Origin of the sequence: Cellulomonas algicola (assembly GCF_003851725.1) — a bacterium.
In the GTDB taxonomy this organism is placed as follows: domain Bacteria; phylum Actinomycetota; class Actinomycetes; order Actinomycetales; family Cellulomonadaceae; genus Cellulomonas; species Cellulomonas algicola.
This window is the reverse complement of record NZ_BHYL01000123.1, coordinates 1-18,044: the sequence shown is the minus strand read 5'-3', so window position 1 is coordinate 18,044 and position 18,044 is coordinate 1. Positions and strand designations below refer to the sequence as shown.

At 75.2% G+C, this 18,044-nt stretch carries 18 protein-coding genes; 3 read left to right on the top strand and 15 right to left on the bottom strand.

The window, feature by feature from the left end; all coding sequences use genetic code 11:
* Window positions 1-73: 73 nt before the first annotated feature.
* From CTKZ_RS09155 to CTKZ_RS09135, 5 genes are all read right to left on the bottom strand, one after another.
* Entirely contained in the window at window positions 74-988 is a 915-nt protein-coding gene (locus tag CTKZ_RS09155) for an anti-sigma factor (RefSeq protein ID WP_160142861.1), read from the bottom strand.
* A complete protein-coding gene (sigK, locus tag CTKZ_RS09150) occupies window positions 985-1,662 on the bottom strand; it encodes an ECF RNA polymerase sigma factor SigK (protein WP_124342663.1) in 678 nt (225 codons plus the stop codon). The genes CTKZ_RS09155 and sigK overlap by 4 nt, the downstream gene beginning before the upstream one ends.
* A 151-nt stretch (window positions 1,663-1,813) precedes the next feature.
* A complete protein-coding gene (locus CTKZ_RS09145) occupies window positions 1,814-2,059 on the bottom strand; it encodes a DUF6480 family protein (RefSeq protein ID WP_124342662.1) in 246 nt (81 codons plus the stop codon).
* Window positions 2,060-2,175: 116 nt separating this feature from the next.
* Window positions 2,176-3,495, bottom strand: a complete 1,320-nt coding sequence (locus tag CTKZ_RS09140) for an FAD-binding oxidoreductase (RefSeq protein ID WP_124342661.1) — start codon at window positions 3,493-3,495, stop codon at window positions 2,176-2,178.
* An 88-nt stretch (window positions 3,496-3,583) separates the two neighbouring features.
* Window positions 3,584-4,744, bottom strand: a complete 1,161-nt coding sequence (locus tag CTKZ_RS09135; protein ID WP_200829690.1) for an FAD-dependent monooxygenase — start codon at window positions 4,742-4,744, stop codon at window positions 3,584-3,586.
* Between the two features lie 113 nt (window positions 4,745-4,857).
* Between CTKZ_RS09135 and CTKZ_RS22600 the strand changes: the two genes are divergently transcribed.
* Entirely contained in the window at window positions 4,858-5,511 is a 654-nt protein-coding gene (locus tag CTKZ_RS22600) for a TetR/AcrR family transcriptional regulator (RefSeq protein ID WP_268904335.1), read from the top strand.
* 100 nt (window positions 5,512-5,611) lie between these two features.
* On the opposite strand, the gene CTKZ_RS09125 is transcribed toward CTKZ_RS22600, so the two are convergent.
* From CTKZ_RS09125 to CTKZ_RS09090, 7 genes are all read right to left on the bottom strand, one after another.
* Window positions 5,612-6,577 carry a siderophore-interacting protein gene (locus tag CTKZ_RS09125; RefSeq protein WP_124342658.1) on the bottom strand — a complete coding sequence of 322 codons (966 nt, stop codon included), beginning with the start codon at window positions 6,575-6,577 and terminating at the stop codon, window positions 5,612-5,614.
* A gap of 95 nt (window positions 6,578-6,672) precedes the next feature.
* Window positions 6,673-7,428: a hypothetical protein gene (locus CTKZ_RS09120; RefSeq protein WP_124342657.1), complete on the bottom strand. Its 756-nt coding sequence runs from the start codon at window positions 7,426-7,428 to the stop codon at window positions 6,673-6,675.
* Window positions 7,425-8,429: a hypothetical protein gene (locus CTKZ_RS09115; protein ID WP_200829689.1), complete on the bottom strand. Its 1,005-nt coding sequence runs from the start codon at window positions 8,427-8,429 to the stop codon at window positions 7,425-7,427. The genes CTKZ_RS09120 and CTKZ_RS09115 overlap by 4 nt, the downstream gene beginning before the upstream one ends.
* Before the next feature lie 65 nt (window positions 8,430-8,494).
* Window positions 8,495-10,621 carry an iron ABC transporter permease gene (locus CTKZ_RS09105; protein ID WP_124342654.1) on the bottom strand — a complete coding sequence of 709 codons (2,127 nt, stop codon included), beginning with the start codon at window positions 10,619-10,621 and terminating at the stop codon, window positions 8,495-8,497.
* Window positions 10,618-11,619, bottom strand: a complete 1,002-nt coding sequence (locus CTKZ_RS09100; RefSeq protein WP_124342653.1) for an ABC transporter substrate-binding protein — start codon at window positions 11,617-11,619, stop codon at window positions 10,618-10,620. The genes CTKZ_RS09105 and CTKZ_RS09100 overlap by 4 nt, the downstream gene beginning before the upstream one ends.
* Window positions 11,620-11,686: 67 nt before the next feature.
* Window positions 11,687-12,550: an ABC transporter ATP-binding protein gene (locus CTKZ_RS09095; RefSeq protein WP_200829688.1), complete on the bottom strand. Its 864-nt coding sequence runs from the start codon at window positions 12,548-12,550 to the stop codon at window positions 11,687-11,689.
* 98 nt (window positions 12,551-12,648) lie between these two features.
* On the bottom strand, window positions 12,649-13,821 hold the full coding sequence (locus tag CTKZ_RS09090) for a VIT1/CCC1 transporter family protein (RefSeq protein ID WP_124342652.1): 1,173 nt from the start codon (window positions 13,819-13,821) through the stop codon (window positions 12,649-12,651).
* A gap of 128 nt (window positions 13,822-13,949) precedes the next feature.
* On the opposite strand from CTKZ_RS09090, the gene CTKZ_RS09085 reads away from it, so the two are divergent.
* Together CTKZ_RS09085 and CTKZ_RS09080 are read left to right on the top strand one after the other, a co-directional pair.
* On the top strand, window positions 13,950-14,369 hold the full coding sequence (locus tag CTKZ_RS09085) for an ATP-binding protein (protein ID WP_124342651.1): 420 nt from the start codon (window positions 13,950-13,952) through the stop codon (window positions 14,367-14,369).
* 134 nt (window positions 14,370-14,503) lie between these two features.
* Entirely contained in the window at window positions 14,504-15,589 is a 1,086-nt protein-coding gene (locus CTKZ_RS09080) for an NYN domain-containing protein (protein ID WP_124342650.1), read from the top strand.
* A gap of 82 nt (window positions 15,590-15,671) precedes the next feature.
* On the opposite strand, the gene CTKZ_RS09075 is transcribed toward CTKZ_RS09080, so the two are convergent.
* From CTKZ_RS09075 to CTKZ_RS09065, 3 genes are all read right to left on the bottom strand, one after another.
* Window positions 15,672-16,037 (bottom strand): hypothetical protein, encoded by a 366-nt coding sequence (locus tag CTKZ_RS09075; RefSeq protein WP_124342649.1) that lies wholly within the window; start codon window positions 16,035-16,037, stop codon window positions 15,672-15,674.
* An 86-nt stretch (window positions 16,038-16,123) separates the two neighbouring features.
* Entirely contained in the window at window positions 16,124-17,107 is a 984-nt protein-coding gene (locus tag CTKZ_RS09070; protein WP_124342648.1) for a TIGR03557 family F420-dependent LLM class oxidoreductase, read from the bottom strand.
* 60 nt (window positions 17,108-17,167) lie between these two features.
* Window positions 17,168-17,788, bottom strand: coding sequence for a hypothetical protein (locus CTKZ_RS09065; protein ID WP_235843411.1), 621 nt, complete (start codon window positions 17,786-17,788; stop codon window positions 17,168-17,170).
* Window positions 17,789-18,044: the final 256 nt, after the last annotated feature.

The window sequence follows — 18,044 nt, the reverse complement described above, 5'->3', positions numbered from 1 at the left end:
GCCGCGGCGAGGTCGGCGGGCGTGCGGCGGGCGCGTGCGGCGGGCGTGTGCGGCGGGCGTGCGGCGTGCGGCGTCAGGCCGCGGCGAGGACCACGATCGGGTCGCTCGTCGGCTGCGCGGACCCGCCGGCCGGCTCGACCGTCACGGCGAGCGCGTCCCCGGGCGCGAAGTCGTCGGCGAACTGCCGGACCGTCCCGTCGTCGCTCGTCATGACACCCGCGGAGAGCGGCTGCCCCTCACGGACGACCCAGAGCTGGTAGACGCGCCCGTCGTCGGGGTGGGGCAGGTTCTCCGCCGTGAAGACGGCCCGTGTGTCGGTGAGGATCGCCGTCACGTCGCCGCCGTCGGCCACGTCCTCGTGCACGAGCACCGCGGACGGGTCGGTCAGGAGGTCCGCGACCTGCTGCTGCTCGGCCTGGACCTGGCGCGTGTGGGCGACCTGCTGCACGAGCAGCGCACCCGGGACGGCCGCCCCGATCGCGACCGCGGCGGCGAGCGCGTACCAGCGCGCGGGACCGCGACGCGGGGTCGACCGCTCGTCGACGGGCGGGACGACCGAGGGCGCCGCGACGAACTCCGGCGTGACGGCCGGCACCTCGGCGGCCGGCACGTCGGTGGACGGCACCTCGGCGGCCGGCACGTCGGTGGACGGCACGTCGGCGGACGGCACGTCGGCGGACGGCACGTCGGCGGACGGCATGTCGGCGACGACGACGGGCGGCACGCCGTCATGGTCCGGCGACGTGCGCTCGTCCGCGTCCTGCGGCGTGGACGCGATCGCCGCGAGCACCGCGGCGCGGGCACCGGCGGGCGGCTCGGCGTCGACGGCGGCACCCAGTCGTGCGGCGACGGCGCGCAGGTCCCCGAGCTCGCGTGCGGCGTCGGGATCAGCGGCCACGAGGGCCTCCACGGCGCGGCGCTCGTCGTCGTCGACGGCGTCGAGCGCGTACGCGCCGAGCAGGGCGCGGACGTCGTCGTGCTCGCTCACGCGGTCACCCCCAGGCAGTCCTTGAGGCGCAGCAGCCCGTCGCGGATGCGGGACTTCACGGTCGGCAGCGCCGCGTCGAGCTCGGCCGCCACCTCACGGTAGGTCCGGCCGCCGTAGTAGGCGAGGACCACCGCGGTGCGCTGCGTCTCGGTCAACGAGCCCAGGCAGTCGCGCACGGCGGACTGCTCGAGGCGGTGCTCGACGTCGTCCGCGACCACGTCGAACGGGCGCTCGGTGCTCTCGTCGAGCACCCGCTGGTCGCGGTCGCGCTGCGCCTGCACGGCCCGCACGCGGTCGACGGCCCGGCGGTGCGCGAGCGTCGTGACCCAGGTGCGCACCGACCCGCGCGCCGCCTCGTAGCGGGCGGCCGTGCGCCACACCTCGACCCACACCTCCTGCGCGACCTCGGCGGCGTGGTCCGGGTCCCGCAGGACGCCGAGGCACGAGCCGTGCACGGCGCGGGACAGCAGGTCGTAGAGGCTCGCGAAGGCGGCCTGGTCACCGGTCGCCACCGCCGCCATGAGGTCCTGCGCGGAGTCGGCCGCCGACTCGCGCGCGGGGTTGGTCACGCCGGTCAGTGTGCCCCACGGCTCGCGCGCGCGACGGACGCGCGCCGCGACCCACGGGAACGGGCACGGCTGCACGGGGGTCGCGCACACGACCAGGGTGGACATCGGGACGCTCGCAGTCGGCTCGTCGGAACGGGTCGACCGTGGTTCGGAGCCGGCGCCCCGCCGGACGGGTGGCGCGCGTCACGCACAGGTGCTACGCGCCCGGCTCCGCAGACCCGGACGTCAGGAGCGGCGCAGGACGCGTGACGGGAACTCAGTCGAGCAGACCGATCGCGTACCCCACGAAGAACAGGCCGATCAGGACGACGAACGCTCCGATCACCCCGTACGCGATCCAGTTGGAGCGCGTCGACCCGGTCCCCGGCTGCCGGTCCGACGCGCCGGACGTGGACGACTCCGCGGGCGGTGTGTCCCCGGGTGCGACGCCGCCACCGGGTTCGAGCCCCGGCGTCTCGTCGGGGTCGGGGTCCGGGTTGCGATACGGGTCGGTCGAGCTCATGCGTTCCCTCTCGTCGTCCTCCCAGCCTGCGGGGCGCACCGCCGACCGGCAACCGGCCGACGTCGGCATCGCGCGCGCCCGCCCCGGCCGGACCCGCTCGGCGGGGCGTCGCAGGATCAGGCCGGCGGGATGTTCTGGTTGAGCCGGAAGACGTTCTCGGGGTCCCAAGCCGCCTTGACCTGGCGCAGCCGTGCGTAGGTTCCGTCCCCGTACGCCCGCCGGACGCCCGCGGCGCCCTCGTCGGCGAGCGCGTTGACGTACACCCCGGTGCTCCACGGCTCGAGCCCCGACGCGAGGCGGCGGCACGACGCGACGACGGCCTCGTCGTCCGCCGGGTCCTCCCACCGCGCACCGACGTCGTACTCGAACTCGACGTCACGATGGACGAACGCCGTCGCGTCCGGGTCGACGTCCGCGATCGCGCCGCCGTACGCGACGAGGCTCGCCGCGCCGACGCGCGCGTCGACGTGCGCCAGGAACGCCTCGAGCGCCGCGTCGGTCAGACCCCGGACGTAGTGGCTCTTCGCGTAGCGCCGGAAGCCGTGCGCGGTCGGGACGTCCGACTGGCTCTGCAGCTCGAGGTACGAGCGGGGTTCGACGCGTCGGGCGAGCGGCGTCCCGAGCCGGTCGAGCTCCGCGACGAGCCCTTCCGCCCCGGCGGGATCCCCGACCCAGGAGAACCCGAGCGTGAGCGCGCCCCCGGCGACGAGGTCGGCGTAGAGCGTGGCGGGTCGCGGGGCGTCCGACGCCCGGGCGACCCAGGTCCGCAGCGCGTCGAGCGCGTGCTCGGGGTCGAGGTCCACCTCGGCCACGAGGGCCTGAGTCCCGACGTCGTGCAGCGTGAGGTCGAAGCGCGTGACGACGCCGAAGTTGCCGCCGCCGCCGCGCAGCCCCCAGAACAGGTCCGGGTTCTCGTCGGCGGTCGCTCGGACGACCTCCCCCTCGGCCGTGACGACCTCGAACCCGCAGACGTTGTCGCAGGTCAGACCGACCTGCCGCGCGAGCCACCCCATGCCGCCGCCGAGCGCCAGCCCGCCGATGCCCGTGTGCGACACGATGCCCGCCGTCGTCGCGAGCCCGAACGGCTGCGTGGCCGCGTCGAGCGAGCCGAGCAGCGCGCCGCCCTGCACCTGGGCCGTGCGCGCGGCCGGGTCGACCGCGACCTCGCGCATGCCCGACAGGTCGATCATCAGCCCGTCGTCGGGCACCGCCCACCCCGCGGCGCTGTGCCCGCCGCCGCGGACGCCGAGCGTCAGCCCGTGCTCGCGCGCGACGCGGACGGCGCGCTGCACGTCGTCCGCACCGGCGCACCGCACGACGTACCGCGGTCTGCGGTCGATCGCGCCGTTCCAGACGGCGCGCGCCTCGTCGTACCCCGGGTCGCCGGGGACCAGGACGTCACCGTCGAACGCGGGCAGCACGCGAGCCTGGGGCATGGCACGACTCTGTCGAGCCCGGCGCGCCCTGCCAAGGGTGCGACCGCCACGGACCGCTCAGCGACCGCCAGAAGTGCGCGGTGTCGGGTCAGCGCGGACCCGGGGCCGGCAGCGTCGGGGGTGTCCAGCGCCCGAAGCGGGCCATCGAGCTCAGCGCCACGCGGTCCGGGGTGAGCCGCATCGCCGTGTTGCGCACCGCCACCGCGACGGGGTGGCGCAGCTGCTGCCCGAAGCGGCTGATCGTCGTGGCGGCACGGCCGATCGACTGGCTCCGTGGGCGCCGCTGCCGGTCGTACGCGTCCAGCGCTGACGTCAGGTCGGGCGTCGACGCGAGCGCCGCCGCGAGCACGACGGCGTCCTCGATCGCCTGGGCACCGCCCTGGCCGAGGTTCGGGACCATCGCGTGCGCGGCGTCGCCCAGCAGGGCCACCCTGCCGCGGACGTACGTCGGGAGGTCGGGGAGCCGGTAGACGTCGTGCCGCAGCACCGCCGCCGGGTCGGTGGCCGCGAGCACGTCGGCGATGGGCGCGTGCCAGGTGCCGAAGCGCGCGCGCACCTCCGCGAGCTCGTCGGGGGCCCGCTCTCCCTCCGGCGTCGACGCGGCGGCGTACCAGTACACGCGCCCGTCGGCCAGGGGGATGCATCCGAACTCCTGCGCGGCACCCCACGTCTGGCTCATCTCGACGTCCGTCCCGACCGGGGCCGTCGTGATCGCGCGCCAGGCGGTGGACCCGTCGTGGACGGGTCCGGGCGCGTCCGGCCACCGCTGCGCGCGCACCCAGCTGCGCAGCCCGTCGGCGCCCACGACGAGGTCCGCACGGAGCGTGTCCTCGTGACCGTCGCGCACGTAGCGCACCGCGACGCCGTCCTCGTCGTCGACGATCGCCGACGGCGTCGCGCCGGTGATCACGGACTCGTCCGGCAGTGCGGCGAGGAGCAGCGCCAGGAGCTCGGGGCGTGGCAGGACGACGGCGTTGACGCCGAGCTCCTCCTCCACGGCCGCACCGTCGAGCCGGGAGAGCCAGGCGCCGGACGGCGTCCGCATCCCGCCGCCGAGCTGCGGGCGCGAGCCGTCGCGCACGGCCTCCCCGAGACCGAGCGCGTCGAGGCAGGCGAGCGCGTTGGACATGAGGCTGATGCCGGCGCCGACCTCCTCGAACGCGTCGGCGCGCTCCAGCACGGTCACGGACCAGCCGACCCGTCGCAACGCCACGGCCGCCGCGAGTCCGCCGATACCTCCGCCGACCACGACCGCACTCCGTGCTTCCCGCATGTCCGTCCCCATCCTCGACACTACACCTGTAGAATCGAGGCTACTACACATGTAGAAGTGGAGGGAGGGCGGAGATGCCGGGAGACGTCGTGAGTCAGCAACGGCCACCGCGCTTCGCGGTGCTCACGGACGCGGCGATCCAGGTCGTCGCCGGCGCCGGGATGCGGGGGCTGACCCACCGCGCGGTCGACGCGCAGGCCGGGGTCCCGACGGGCACCACCTCGGTGCACTTCCGCACCCGTCGGGCCCTCGTCGAGGCGGTCGTCCAACGGCTCGCCGACCTGGACCAGGCCGAGCTCGCGGACCAGGGACTGCGCTTCGTGGGCTCGGGGGGCGAGTCAGCCGACCTCGCGGGCGCACTGCAGCCCGACCACGTGGACGCGTTCGCCGCCCAGGTCGCCGTCGTCCTCGACGCCTGGCTCAGCACCGGGCGCACCCGCACGCTCGTGCGCTACGCCTGCCTGCTCGAGGCCACGCACCACCCCGAGCTGCGCACGGTCCTCGCCCACGGGGTCGGGTTCCGCGTGCAGGCCCGTGAGCTGCTGGCCCGTGCCGGCATGCCGGACGCGGAGCGACGCGGCGACGCGCTCGTGGCGTTCCTCGACGGGCTCGTCTTCGACCGCCTCATCGGGGCCGGGTCACTCAGCGGCCCGCCGCCGGGAACGCCGGAGAGCGTCGCCGACCTCCGGACCGCCGTCGGGCTTGCCGTGCGCGCGGTCACCGCGGAGCCCGGCGCGTCGTAGAGGGGTGTCGTCGGCCTGCCGCCGAGCGGGCGACGGCCGACGGGCCTGCCGGGCGCCGCGATCCAGCCGCCGCGGGCGAGCCGGACAGGTCGACGAGTGGTCAGCTCGCCTCGGAGCGCCCCTCGCGCCAGTAGCCCATGAACGCGACGGCCTTGCGGTCGACGCCGCACTCGGACACGAGGTGGCGGCGCAGCGTCTTGATGACCGCGGCCTCGCCGGCGAGCCACGCGTACAGGTGCGCCTCCTCGGCGAGCGGGGCGCCGGTCGACCAGTCGACCGGCACCTCCCACAGGATGCCCTCGTCGACGTCGACGTCCTCGAGGACGACGTCGGGCGCAGGCGCCTGGCCGGGCAGCATGCGGGCGCACGCGGCCTGGACGGCGGGCACGAGCAGCGAGCCGTGCGGCTCGTCGCCGCGGCCGTACCAGCGGACGGTCACACCCGCGGGGGCGACGAGGTCGAGGCGGTCCTCGGGGTGCGGCATCTCGATGATGGCCTCGCCCCGCGCGTCGGCGGGCAGACGCTCGAGGATGCCCGCGATGGCGGGCAGCGCCGTCTCGTCGCCCGCGATGAGCAGGCGGTCGGTGCGCGCCGGGGGCACGAAGTCGACGCCGCCGTGCGGGCCGACCGCGTCGGCGTTGGGGCCGAGGATGACGAGCTCGTCGCCGGGGGCGGCCGTGCCGGCCCAGCGGGACGCCGGTCCGAGGTCGCCGTGCAGCACGACGTCGACGTCGAGCTCGCGGCGGTGCTGGCGGACGGCGCGCGCGGTGTACGTGCGGACGGTGTGGCGGCGCTCGTCGGGCAGCGCGCGCCAGCGGCCGTACCAGTCGGCGCTGCCGTCGAGCGAGAGCAGCTCGTCGTAGCCGGCGTCGTGCAGCGGCAGGAAGAACTTGATGCGCTGATCGAACCCGTTGTCCGCGAAGCGGTCGAGGTCCTCGCCCGTGAAGGTGAGGCGCAGGACGCTGGGGCACAGGCGCTGCACGTCGGACACCTGCACCGCGAACATGCGGAACGGCAGGGCGTCGGTCGCGGCGGCGGTGGTGTCCGTCGTCGTGGTCGTCGTCACGCCCGCCACCCTACGCGAAGGTGAGGCTTGCCTAAACCCAGGTGTTCGTCACATGGACACTGCAGGTGCGTGTCGCCTGTCGGCCGCGCCGGAGGTCAGTGCGTGGCGACGATCTTCTGCACCAGGAGCCGGACGCGCGCGTCTGCTCCCCGCAGTGCAGCGTTCGGACGCCGCACAGCCCCGAACGACGTGTGGAGCACGTGGGCGGCGTCTCGCCCTTCGGTCCGCCCGGGCCAGTCGGCCGCGGTCCGACCCGCGACGTTCGCGGCCTCGAGCAGCCGGTGGATGTCCACGGCGTCGGACCCGGCGTACCGGCCGCGGTATGCGTACGCCTTGAGCACGAGGGCTGCGGCGACGTCCGGTAGCAGGAGGGTGGTGTGCAGCTCGGTCCGGTCGGTGAGCACGGCGGTGAGCTCGACGGCCGTCGCCGGCTCGCGGAGCGCGGTGTGCAGGCCGGGGATGGCGTCGACGACGAGCTGGCCGCGCTCCTGGTTCGATTCCATCCGGCCGGTGTACGACGTCGTGAGCACGTCGACCACCAGCTCGCGCCCGTCCGCGTCGACGCGCACGAACCGGTTGCCCTGCACCTGGCCATATCCCACGTCGAGAAGCGCCTGCCGAAGGCGATCGTCTGCGCACACGTCGAACGGCACACCGAGGTCGGCGTCGGCGGTCTCGCGGGCAGGAGCGAGCTCGTCCGCGCCGTGGACGTGGACCAGCAGCGTGACCGCCAGGCCGCCGACGAGCCGGTAGGGGACACCGACCGCGCCGGCGACCGAGGCGATGTCCGCCGCGGCGAGCCAACCCGCGTCGGTCGCCTTCGAGGTCGACGCGAGCACGAGCGAGCTCATGCCGCCTGTACCAGCTTCTCGCGCAGCCGGTCCGCCGCGGCGTCGTCGCCGTCCTGGGCCAGCGTCAGCCAGACCCGCCACGGATCAGCCAGGTGCAGTCCTCCACGCAACGTCGCGTCTTGCAGTGCGTACGGGTCGTCCGGCACCGCGATGGTGACGGTGGCGTCGGTCGCCCGTGCGGGTGTGCAGCCGACCGCGGACAGGTCGACGAGCTGGTCGGCCCAGATGGTCGTGCGCGTCGGCCGCGCCCATGGTGCGTAGGAGTCGGCGGCGACCTGCCCGGTGACCGCGTACCGGACACCGGCGTCCTCGAGTGCACCAGCGATCGCCCTCGTCGCCAGGACGGGGGCGTCGAGCGTGAGCCACGTCGCGCTGGTCCGGGGCTGCGGGTACCGGTCACGCAGCCAGCGCGCGAGCTGGTCCGAGTCCCGCACGGCCCAGCCGGCCGGCTCGCGCGCGACGAAGGCGTGCATGTCCCTGAGCGCCTGCGAGACCCGCGGCTGCGTGAGGGACACCTCGCACGCCAGCGCGGCCTGGCTGCGCGGGGTGGGGTCGTGCAGCAGGGAGATCGCGAGTGCGTAGGCGCCCCACGGCGTGCGGCCCGAACGCCGTGGTGCCTCGTCCGCTGCCTCGTGCGCGGTCGGCGCGTCAACGACGTGCGTGCGCCCGCTCGCGTCGATCAGCACACCGGTGACGGGGCCGCCGTCGGGGGCGACGAGCAGCGACACGCCGACCTCGAGCGCGGTGTCGCGAGCCGCGCGCGTCGCGGATGCGGCGATGACGAGCGGTCGAGGTCGCGCCGCAGCGAGCGCGTACCGGTCGACGCTGTACCGGCGCACGCGCGAGGGGTACAGCGCACCGGTCGTGTGCACGTCGTACGGGGTCGCGGGCATGTCCGGGCCGGTCAGCGTGAGCGGTGCGTGCACGCCCAGGGCCGGCGACGGCCGGAAAACGATGCCGTGCGCCTGCGCGAGGGCGACGAACACGTCGCTCATAAGCATTTTCAGCTCCCGACTGACGATGCTTATAGCGTAGCAGCACCCCTCCCGGGTGCGTCACGGCGCGGTCAGGCGCGGCGGCTGCGCCAGAGGAGCCAGACGAAGTACGGCGCTCCGATGAGTGCCGCCACCAGGCCCGCGGGGATCTGCGCCGGGGCGATGACGGTCCGCCCGACGGTGTCCGCCGCGCTGAGCACGACCGCGCCGAGCAGGGCCGCGACGGGGATGACGCGGGCGTGCGACGACCCGACGAGCGCACGGGCGAGGTGCGGCGCGACGAGGCCGATGAACCCGACGACGCCGACGGCCGACACGGCGACCGCCGTGAGCAGCGCGGTGACGACGAGCAGCCCGAGCCGGGTCCGCTCGAGCGGCACGCCGAGCACGCGCGGCACGTCGTCGTCGAGCGCGATGACGTCGAGGTCGCGCCGCCAGCGCACCAGCAGCGGGGTCAGCACGACGAGCGCGATCGCGACGGGCCACACCTGCGCGGCCGTCCGGCCGTACGTCGAGCCGGAGAGGAACGTGAGCGCCATCGTCGTGTTCCACGGGCTCGTGAGCACCACGAGCAGCGTGATGATCGAGCTCGCAGCCGCGGAGACGCCGATGCCGACGAGCACGAGCCGGTCGGAGCTGAGCCCGCGCCGCGAGGACAGCCCGTAGACGAGCGAGAACGTGAGCCCGGCGCCGAGCACCGCGCCGACGGACACGCCCCACACGGACGTCCCGGGCAGCAGGAAGGTCGCGAGCACCGCGCCGACACCCGCGCCGCCGGTGATGCCGAGCAGCCCCGGCTCGGCGAGCGGGTTGCGCGCGACGGCCTGCACCGACGTGCCGGCGAGGCCGAGCGCGGCACCGGCGAGCAGCGCCGCGAGGACGCGCGGCACGCGCTGGTCGAGCACGAACGACACCTGTCGCCCGCTGGTCCCGGCGAGCCAGTTGGCGACGTCACCGGTGAGCAGCAGCCGGTCGCCCAGCAGCAGTCCCGCGACGAGCAGCCCGACGACGAGGACCACGAGCAGCCCGACGACGACGCCGACGCGCGTCCGCGACGCCGCCCGCGCACCGACCGACGCCGTGGCGCGCACGGGCCCCGACGCGCGCAGCCGACGCGCGAGCCACACCATGAGGGACGCCCCGAGCAGCGTCGTGACGACGCCCGTCGGGATCATCACGCCCGCCCGCGCGGGCACCAGCGCCCGGATGAGCACGTCGGCGGCCAGCACGACCGCGCACCCGGCGAGCGCCGCGAACGGCAGCAGCAGCCGGTGCCGGAACAGGCCGGGTACACGTGACGCGACGAGCCGCGCGATGACCGGCGCAGAGAGGCCGACGAAGCCGACGGGACCGGCGACCGTCACGGCGAGCGCCGCCAGGAGCACCGCGAGCAGCACGGCGACGACGCGCGTCCGCCGGACGTCGAGCCCCAGCACCGACGCGGTGTCGTCGCCGAGCGCGAGGACGTCGAGACGGCGGGACCACACGACGAGCACCACGATCGCGACCAGCACGACGGGGGCCGCCTGCGCGACCTTCTGCGTGCCGGACTGGACGATCGTGCCCTCGCCCCACGCGAACATGCCCTGCGTCTCCTGCTCGAACAGCAGCATGAGCAGGTAGGTGATCGACGAGAGCGCGAGCATCGTCGCCGAGCCAGCGAGCACCAGGCGCGACGGACCGGCGGCACCGCCGCGCGCGATCGCGAGCACGAACGCCGCCGCGGCCAGGCCGCCGACGAACGTGAGCGCGCCGCTCAGCGCGAACGGCAGCGAGATCCCGAGCACGGCCGCCAGGACGACCGTGACGTACGCGCCCGCGTTGACCGCGAGCGTGTCGGGCGACGCCAGCGGGTTGCGCGCCACGGACTGCAGCGCACCGCCCGAGACGCCGAGCGCGGCCCCGACGAGCAGGCCGGCGAGCACCCGCGGGGCCCGCGACGCGATCAGGACCGCGAGGGTCTGGTCGTCGCTCGTGCCCCGCAGCAGGTGCCACAGGTCGAGGGCCCCCACGTCGGAGGTGCCCAGCGTGAGGTCGAGCACCGCGAGCGCCGCCACGAGGACGACGGCCGCGGTGAACACGCCCACCAGCGGCAGCGCTGCGGTGCGGGGCGGCGCGGCCGGGATGGCCGTCGCGCCGCCCCGGCCCGGGCGCGTGCCCGCCGGTGCGTCGACCTGCTCGTCGAGACCGAGGCTCACTTGGTCAGCGCGCCCACCGTCGCGTCGATCCACGCCTCACCGGAGGCGGGACCGCCGAACAGCCAGATGCCGTCGGGCAGGCGGTGCACGTCGCCGGCGACGACGAACGGGAGCTGCTGCCAGATCGGGTTGGTGCCGAGGCCCTCGGTGAACGCGTCGCCGCCCTCGGTGTCGTTGGCGATGTAGAGGAAGTGCACGCCCTCGCCGAGCGCCGTCAGGCCCTCGACGTCCGTGCCGCCGAGGCCGTAGTCGGGGTCGCCCTCGAGCGACCAGGCGTTCTCGAGGCCGAGCAGCTTGCCGATGCCACCGAGGTACGAGCCCTCGGTGTAGGCGCGGATCGAGACGGCTCCGTCGGACAGCCAGCCGTCGGCCATCGCGACCTTCGCGCCGGACAGGCCCGCGTCCTCGAGCTCGGCCTTCGCGTCGGCGACCGCGGCGTCGAACTCCTCGAGGGCCTTCGCCGCCTCGTCCTCGGTGCCCGTGGCCTGGCCGAGGACCTCGATCGTCCGCTCCATGTGGCCGATCGGGTCGGTCGCGTCCGAGCCGCGCAGCGCGATGACGGGGACGGTCTCCTCGATCTGCGCGATGACCTCCTCCGGGAGGTCGGTCGTGGTGACGACGAGGTCGGCGTCGAGCGCGGCGATCGCGTCGAGGCTCGGCTCGCCGCGCATGCCCACGTCGGCGACGGACGCGTCGAGCGGCACGACCGTGTCCCACACGTTGTAGCCCGTGACGTCGGCCTGGCCGACGGGCGTGACGCCGAGCGTCAGCAGGTTCTCCGTGAGGCCCCACTCGAGCGAGACGACGTCCGTCGCGGGGGCGTCGAGCGTGACCTCCTCGCCGCGGTCGTCGGTGAGGGTGACCGGGCCGCCGGTCGCCTCGGCCGCACCCGTCTCCGCCGCGGCGGCGGGCTCCTCGGTGGTGCCGCAGGCGGTCAGCAGCAGGGCGGCGACGGTGCCCGTCACGACGGCGGCGGGCAGGGCGCGCAGGGTTCGCATGAGGTTCCTCGGGTGGTGGTGGCGCGCCCCACGGGGGCGGGGCGCGGTGTCAGACGGGTCGTGCGGGTCAGGCAGGCGTGAGGGCGCGGTGCGTGTGCCGGCCGACGGGACGCGTGCGGACGCGGCCGTGGTCGTCGACGGTCACGTCGATGCGGATGCCGTAGGTCTCGGTGAGCGCGTCGGCGGTGAGCACCTCGTGCGGGAGGCCCGCGCCGACGACCTCGCCGCGGCGCAGCAGCACCACGTGGTCGGCGACGGCGGCGGCCTGGTCGAGGTCGTGCAGGACGACGCCGACGGCCACGCCGTGCTCGTCGGCCAGGTCGCGGACCAGGTCGAGGATCTCGACCTGGTAGCGCAGGTCGAGGTAGGTCGTGGGCTCGTCGAGCAGCAGCACGCGCGTGTCCTGCGCGAGGCAGGTCGCGAGCCAGACGCGCTGGAGCTCGCCGCCGGACAGCTCGTCGACGGGACGCGCGGCCATGTCGGTGGTGCCGGTGACGTCCATCGCCCACGCGATCGCGCGGGGGCCGTCGGGGTCGTCCTGGCGCCAGCGGCCGCGGTAGGGGTGGCGGCCGTAGCCGACGACGTCGCGGACGCAGACGCCCGAGGGCGTGGGCCGGGACTGCGACAGCAGCGTGACGCGGCGCGCGAAGTGCTGCGCCGACAGCGCGCGGGCGTCCTCGACGTCCGGCAGCGCGATCGTCCCGGCGTCGGGCCGGTGCAGCCGGGCGAGAGCCCGGAGCAGCGTGGACTTGCCGGAGCCGTTGGGGCCGATCAGCGCGGTGACCTCGCCGGGGAGCAGGCGGAGACCGGCGCGCTCGACGACGACCGTGCCGTGGTAGGCCAGGCGCAGGTCGTGACCGCGCAGCGCGGGGGCACCGGGAGCGCCGAGAACAGCGGCGGGTGCGTCGTCGGACGGGGGCGTCGTGGGCACACGCGCAGGTTAGCCTCAACTAAGTAAGGATTGCCAAACCTCGTCCACCCACCGGGCGACAGCCCGTCCCGTCCGCGTCCGTCGGGGCCGGGCGGTCGTCAGGCGACCGACGTGCCGAACGCCAGCCCCAGCAGGTACGTGACCGCGGCCGCCCCGAACCCGATCGCGAGCTGACGCAGCGCCCGACGCCCCGGCGACGCGCCCGACAGCACCCCGACGGTCGCGCCCGTGCCGAGCAGCGCGAGCCCGACCAGCGCCGCCGCCCACGCGACCGCGACCAGCCCGTCGGCGCCGAACAGGTACGGCAGCACCGGGATCGCGGCACCCGACGCGAAGAAGCAGAAGCTCGCGACCGCCGCGCCCATCGCGGTGCCGATCGTCTCGTGCTCGTCGACCTCGACCACGGCGTCCTCGTCGCCCTCGCCCGCCGCGACCGCGAGCGCGTCGCGCGCCACCGCCGGGAGGCCGGTCACGGCCTCGGTCCGCGAGCCGCCCGGGCCGAACGTCGCGAGGACCTGCGCCGCACGCTCCTGGGCCTCGTCGGCGTCCAGGCCCCGCGCCCGGTAGACGAGCGCGAGCTCGTTCGCGTCCACGTCGAGGTGCGGCAGCGCCTCGGCCGCGTGCCGACCGGGCCGCGACGCCTCCAGGAGCTCGCGCTGCGACCGCACCGACACGTACTCGCCCGCACCCATCGACAGCGCGCCCGCGAGCAGCCCGGCCAGGCCCGTCAGCAGCACCGTGGCCTGCGACGCGCCGCTCGCACCGATGCCGAGCACGAGCGCCAGGTTGCTCACCAGGCCGTCGTTCGCGCCGAACACCGCCGCCCGGAACGTGCCCGACATGCGGTTGCGACCGCGGGTCGCGAGCCCCCGCACGACCTCCTCGTGGATGCGCTCGTCCGCCGCCATGCGCGGGGTCGCGTCGGCCTCGTCCGCGTACTCCGACCGGGCCTCCGCACGCTGCGCGAGCGCCAGGACGAACACCGACCCGAACCGTCGGGCCAGCCACCCCAGCACACGCGTCCGCACGTCGCCCTGGAGCGGGCGGCCCACGTCGTCGCCCAGCAGGTCCAGCCAGTGCTGCTCGTGGCGGCGTTCCGCGTCCGCGAGCGCGAGCAGGATCGCCTTCTCCTCGCCCGTGCGGCGCGCCGCGAGGTCCCGGTAGACCGCCGCCTCGGCCCGCTCGTCGGCGAGATAGCGCCGCCACCTGCGCACCTGGCGCGGAGACGGTCGGTGCGGGGTGGACGGTGCGACGGGGGCCACGGCGACCATGCTCACACGCGTGCGGGTGGAGGTTCGTCCTGAGGGGCGAGTTCGAGTTGCCGAATCGCCGGATGTGCACAACCGTGGCGGAGTCCCCACCACGTCACCCCCGGACGAGGTCGAGCAGGAGGCCCCGCATGCGCGCCGAGACGTCCGTCGCACCCGCGCTGTCCGCGGTCGCGCCGGCGCGCCGGTGGGCACGCGAGCGACTCGTCGAGGCCGGCGTCGAGCCCGCGCGGCTGGAAGTGCTCGTGCTGCTCGTCAGCGAGCTGGTGACCAACGCCGTCGCGCACGCCGACCCGCCCGTGACGCTCCGCGTCGACGTCGACGACGTCCGCACGCGCGTCGAGGTCACCGACGGCGCCCGTGAGGACCCCGTCCTTCGCAACCCGCCGCCCAGCGCCCTCGGCGGTCGCGGCGTGATGTTCGTCGACCGGCTCTCGAGCAGCTGGGGCACGACGCCCGAGGAGGGCGGCGTCGCCGTCAAGGCCGTCTGGTTCGAGCTCCGGCACGACGACGTCCCCGCCGACCTGGCCCGGTTCGCGCCTCAGGCCTGACGCGTCCGCCGTGCGCCTCTGACGCGCGCCCACCGCGCACCCGACGCGCTCGCACCACCGGTCGGACGCGTCGGCACCGCTGACATGACGCGTTCGCACCGCGGACGCGTCCCGCGCAGGCGAGGATGGGCGGCATGCCGGAGACCACCACCGCCCGCGTCGCCGTGTACGTCGACTTCGACAACATCGTCATCTCGCGCTACGACCAGACGTTCCGCCGCGGCGACTGGTACCGCGACAGCGCCCGCGAGCACCGCATGGACGCACGCGCCGACGACCCCGTCGCCCAGCGGCTCGCGCAGGCGCGCGTCGACGTCGGCGCGATCCTCGACTACGCGTCCTCGTTCGGGTCCGTCGTCGTCAGCCGTGCGTACGCCGACTGGTCCGTGCCCGCCAACGCCGCCTACCAGCGCCAGCTCGTCGACCGCGCCGTCGACCTCACGCAGCTCTTCCCGGTGACCGCCGGGCTCAAGAACGGCGCCGACATCCGGCTCGCGGTCGACGTCGTCGAGGACCTGTTCCGGCTGCCCGACGTCACGCACGTCGTCGTCGTGGCCGGCGACTCCGACTACGTCGCGCTCGCGCAGCGCGCCAAGCGGCTCGGGCGGTACGTCGTCGGGATCGGCGTCGCCGGGGCCACGTCCCGCGCGCTCATGGCGGCGTGCGACGAGTTCGCCGACTACGACGACCTGCTCGAGACGTCCGCGGCCGACGAGCCCGAGGACGACGAGCCGGTGGAGGTCGTCGCCGCAGAGCGTCCCGCCTCGACCGGCGGGCGCGGGTCGGGCAAGAAGGCGCGCAACGGGTCCGAGGGCGGCGGTGCACCGGCCGTCGACGACGGCGTCTCCCCGGGGGCGGGTGCGGTGGCTGTACCCGACGCGCGCGCTGCGGCCGACGGCGCCGCCGCGGCCGACGGGACCGACGACGCGGACGCGGAGGCCGCCGACCGACCGCCCGCACGCACCGGCAAGGCCGCCCACCGGGCCGCGACCCAGCTGCTCATGCGCGCGATGCGCCTGGTCCGCACCAAGAAGCCCGACGACGAGTGGGTGTCGTTCGGCGAGCTCAAGAACCAGATGACGCGCATGGACCCGGCGTTCAGCGAGCGCTCGCTCGGGTACCGGTCGTTCGGGGACTTCGTCGCGGACCGCCCGAGCATCGTCGAGTCGGCGCGCTCGGCCGACAACCAGCCGCGCGTCAAGCTCCGCCCCGGCTACTGACCTCGGCACGTCCTGCCTGACCGGCGCACTCCCCACCCCGACGCGTCGATCAGGAACCGCCGACGGACGGCGTGGCCGTCGGTCAGTCGTCCCACGGTGGGGTCTCGTCGAGCTTCGCGTAGTACTTCGCCAGGTGGCTCTTCACGCGGTCGCGGTCCTTGTCGGGCAGGTCGACGCCGCCGCGCGAGCCCTGCATGACCGCGGCCGCCGCGAACACGCCGCGCGGCACCGCCCGCAGCCGGCCGTCGACCACGTCGGCGATCAGCAGCTTGTACGCGGTGAAGTTGTCCTTCGCGTCGGCGTCGTACCAGACGTGCGCGTCGCGGTACTTCTCGTTGGGCTCGTCCTGGGCGTCGGCCCATGCGCGGACGCGCTTCTCGGCGGCGGTGCCGTCCCACGCGCGGTCGCGGTCGGCGAGCGGGAGGTCCTGGAAGGCGGTCACGGCCACGGTCGGTGCTCCTCTCATCGGTGGTGCGCTTGGCAGATGGGCAGATGGGCAGACGGGCAGACGGGCGCGCAGGCCGTCCGCCGCGGTCAGGCCTTCGACGCGGCGCGCAGCTTCTCGAGCAGCGGCCCGGCGGCCTTCTCGAGGAACTCGGCCTGGTTCTCGTCGCCGATCTGCACGATCGCGACGTCGGTGAACCCGGCCTCCCAGTAGGCCCGGACGGACTCGACGAACGCGTCGAGGTCGGGACCGCACGCGATCTGCTCGGCGACGTCCTCGGGCCGCACGAACTGGCTCGCGGCCTCGAAGGCCTCGGTCGTCGGCAGGTCGGCGTTGACCTTCCACCCGCCCGCGAACCACCGGAACTGCTCGTGCGCACGCTCGACCGCGCGGTCCTTCGACGGGTCCCAGCTGATGGGCACCTGGCCGATCTTGCGGGACAGCGCCGCACCCGACGGGCGGGCCGCGTCCCAGGAGGCGACGAGGTCACCGTCGGGCTCGACGGCGACGAGGTGGTCGGCGAGCGGCGCGAAGCGCTGCACCGACTGGTCGCCCGACACGGCCACGCCGATCTCGACCACGCTGTCCGGGGTGTCCCACACGCGTGCGGAGTCGACGCGGAAGTACGCACCGTCGTACGTCGTGCGCTCGCCCGTGAGGAGCTCGCGGATGATCTCGACGGCCTCCTCGAGCATGTCGTGCCGCTCGCCGACCGCGGGCCAGCGCTCGCCGACGACGTGCTCGTTGAGGTTCTCCCCGGCGCCCAGGTTGAGCGTGAACCGGCCGTCGGACAGCACCCCGAGCGTCGCGGCCTTCTGCGCCACGACGGCCGGGTGGTACCGCAGGATCGGGCACGTCACGTACGTCATGAGCTCGACACGGCTGGTCGCCTGCGCGACCGCGCCGAGCGTCGACCACGCGTAGCCGGAGTGGCCCTGCGCGTCGAGCCACGGGAAGTAGTGGTCGCTCGACACCTCGAAGTCGAAGCCGACCTCCTCGGCCGCGGCGGCGTACCGCACGAGCTCCTTGGGGCCGGACTGCTCGGTCATGAGCGTGTAGCCGAATCGCGTCATCTCCCGACCGTCGCACCCGTCCCGGCGGCTCGCATCCGGGGCGCGGCCGCCGGGCGGCGCTCAGCGGGCGTCGGCGCGCTCGCGGTCGTCCGCGGGGTCGTCGGCGTCGTCGGCCGGTCGGCCGCGCGTCGAGAGCTCCGTCCAGACGGGTCCCGCGACGAACCAGACGACGAGCACGAGCGTCGCGCGCCCGAGCCACCCGAGCAGCACCTCGCGCTGGTCGGGCTCCTGCGCGATGAGCAGCAGCACCCCGAGGACGACCGCGGCGACGACCCACGCGACGACCACGCGGCCCCACATGCGCCACTCGTGCGCGCGTGCCGGCGCACCGGTCTTCGGCACGCGCGGGGGCCGGGGCCCGCCCGCGAAGCGCCACGCGACCCACGCGTCGACCTTGTGGATCGTGTACTTCCCGAACCCCGCGGTGAAGCCCAGGTAGAGGGCGGCAAGACCGTGCGTCCACGTCGGCTCGCTGCCACGCAGCAGGTCCCCGACGGTCGCGACGAGCAGCACGACCTCGAGCACCGGCTCGCACAGCAGCAGGACGGTCGACGTCCGCCGCCACCGCAACCAGTACCGCGCCACGACCGCGGCGACGAGGAACACCCAGAACGCCACCTCGCACGCCACGACCAGCGCGGCGACGGGGTTCTCACGGATCAGGTCCAGCAGCTCGGTCATGCCGTCACCCTCGCGGCGCGGGCCCGTGCGCCGCGTCGGGCGGAGGGCCGATCCTGCGCGGCGGCGTACATCCTTCGGACGACGGCCGTCGTCGGCCGCTGTGCTGGGATGGGTGGGTGACCGGGGCGACGGACGAGGTGCGGGACGCCGCGGGCCCGGCGACACCCGGCGGGCCGGGCGCCGAGCCGCGGGACGCCGTGCGACGCGTCCCGGGCGAGCCCGTCGGCGGCACGGCCGGCGGGGCGCCCCCGTCGAC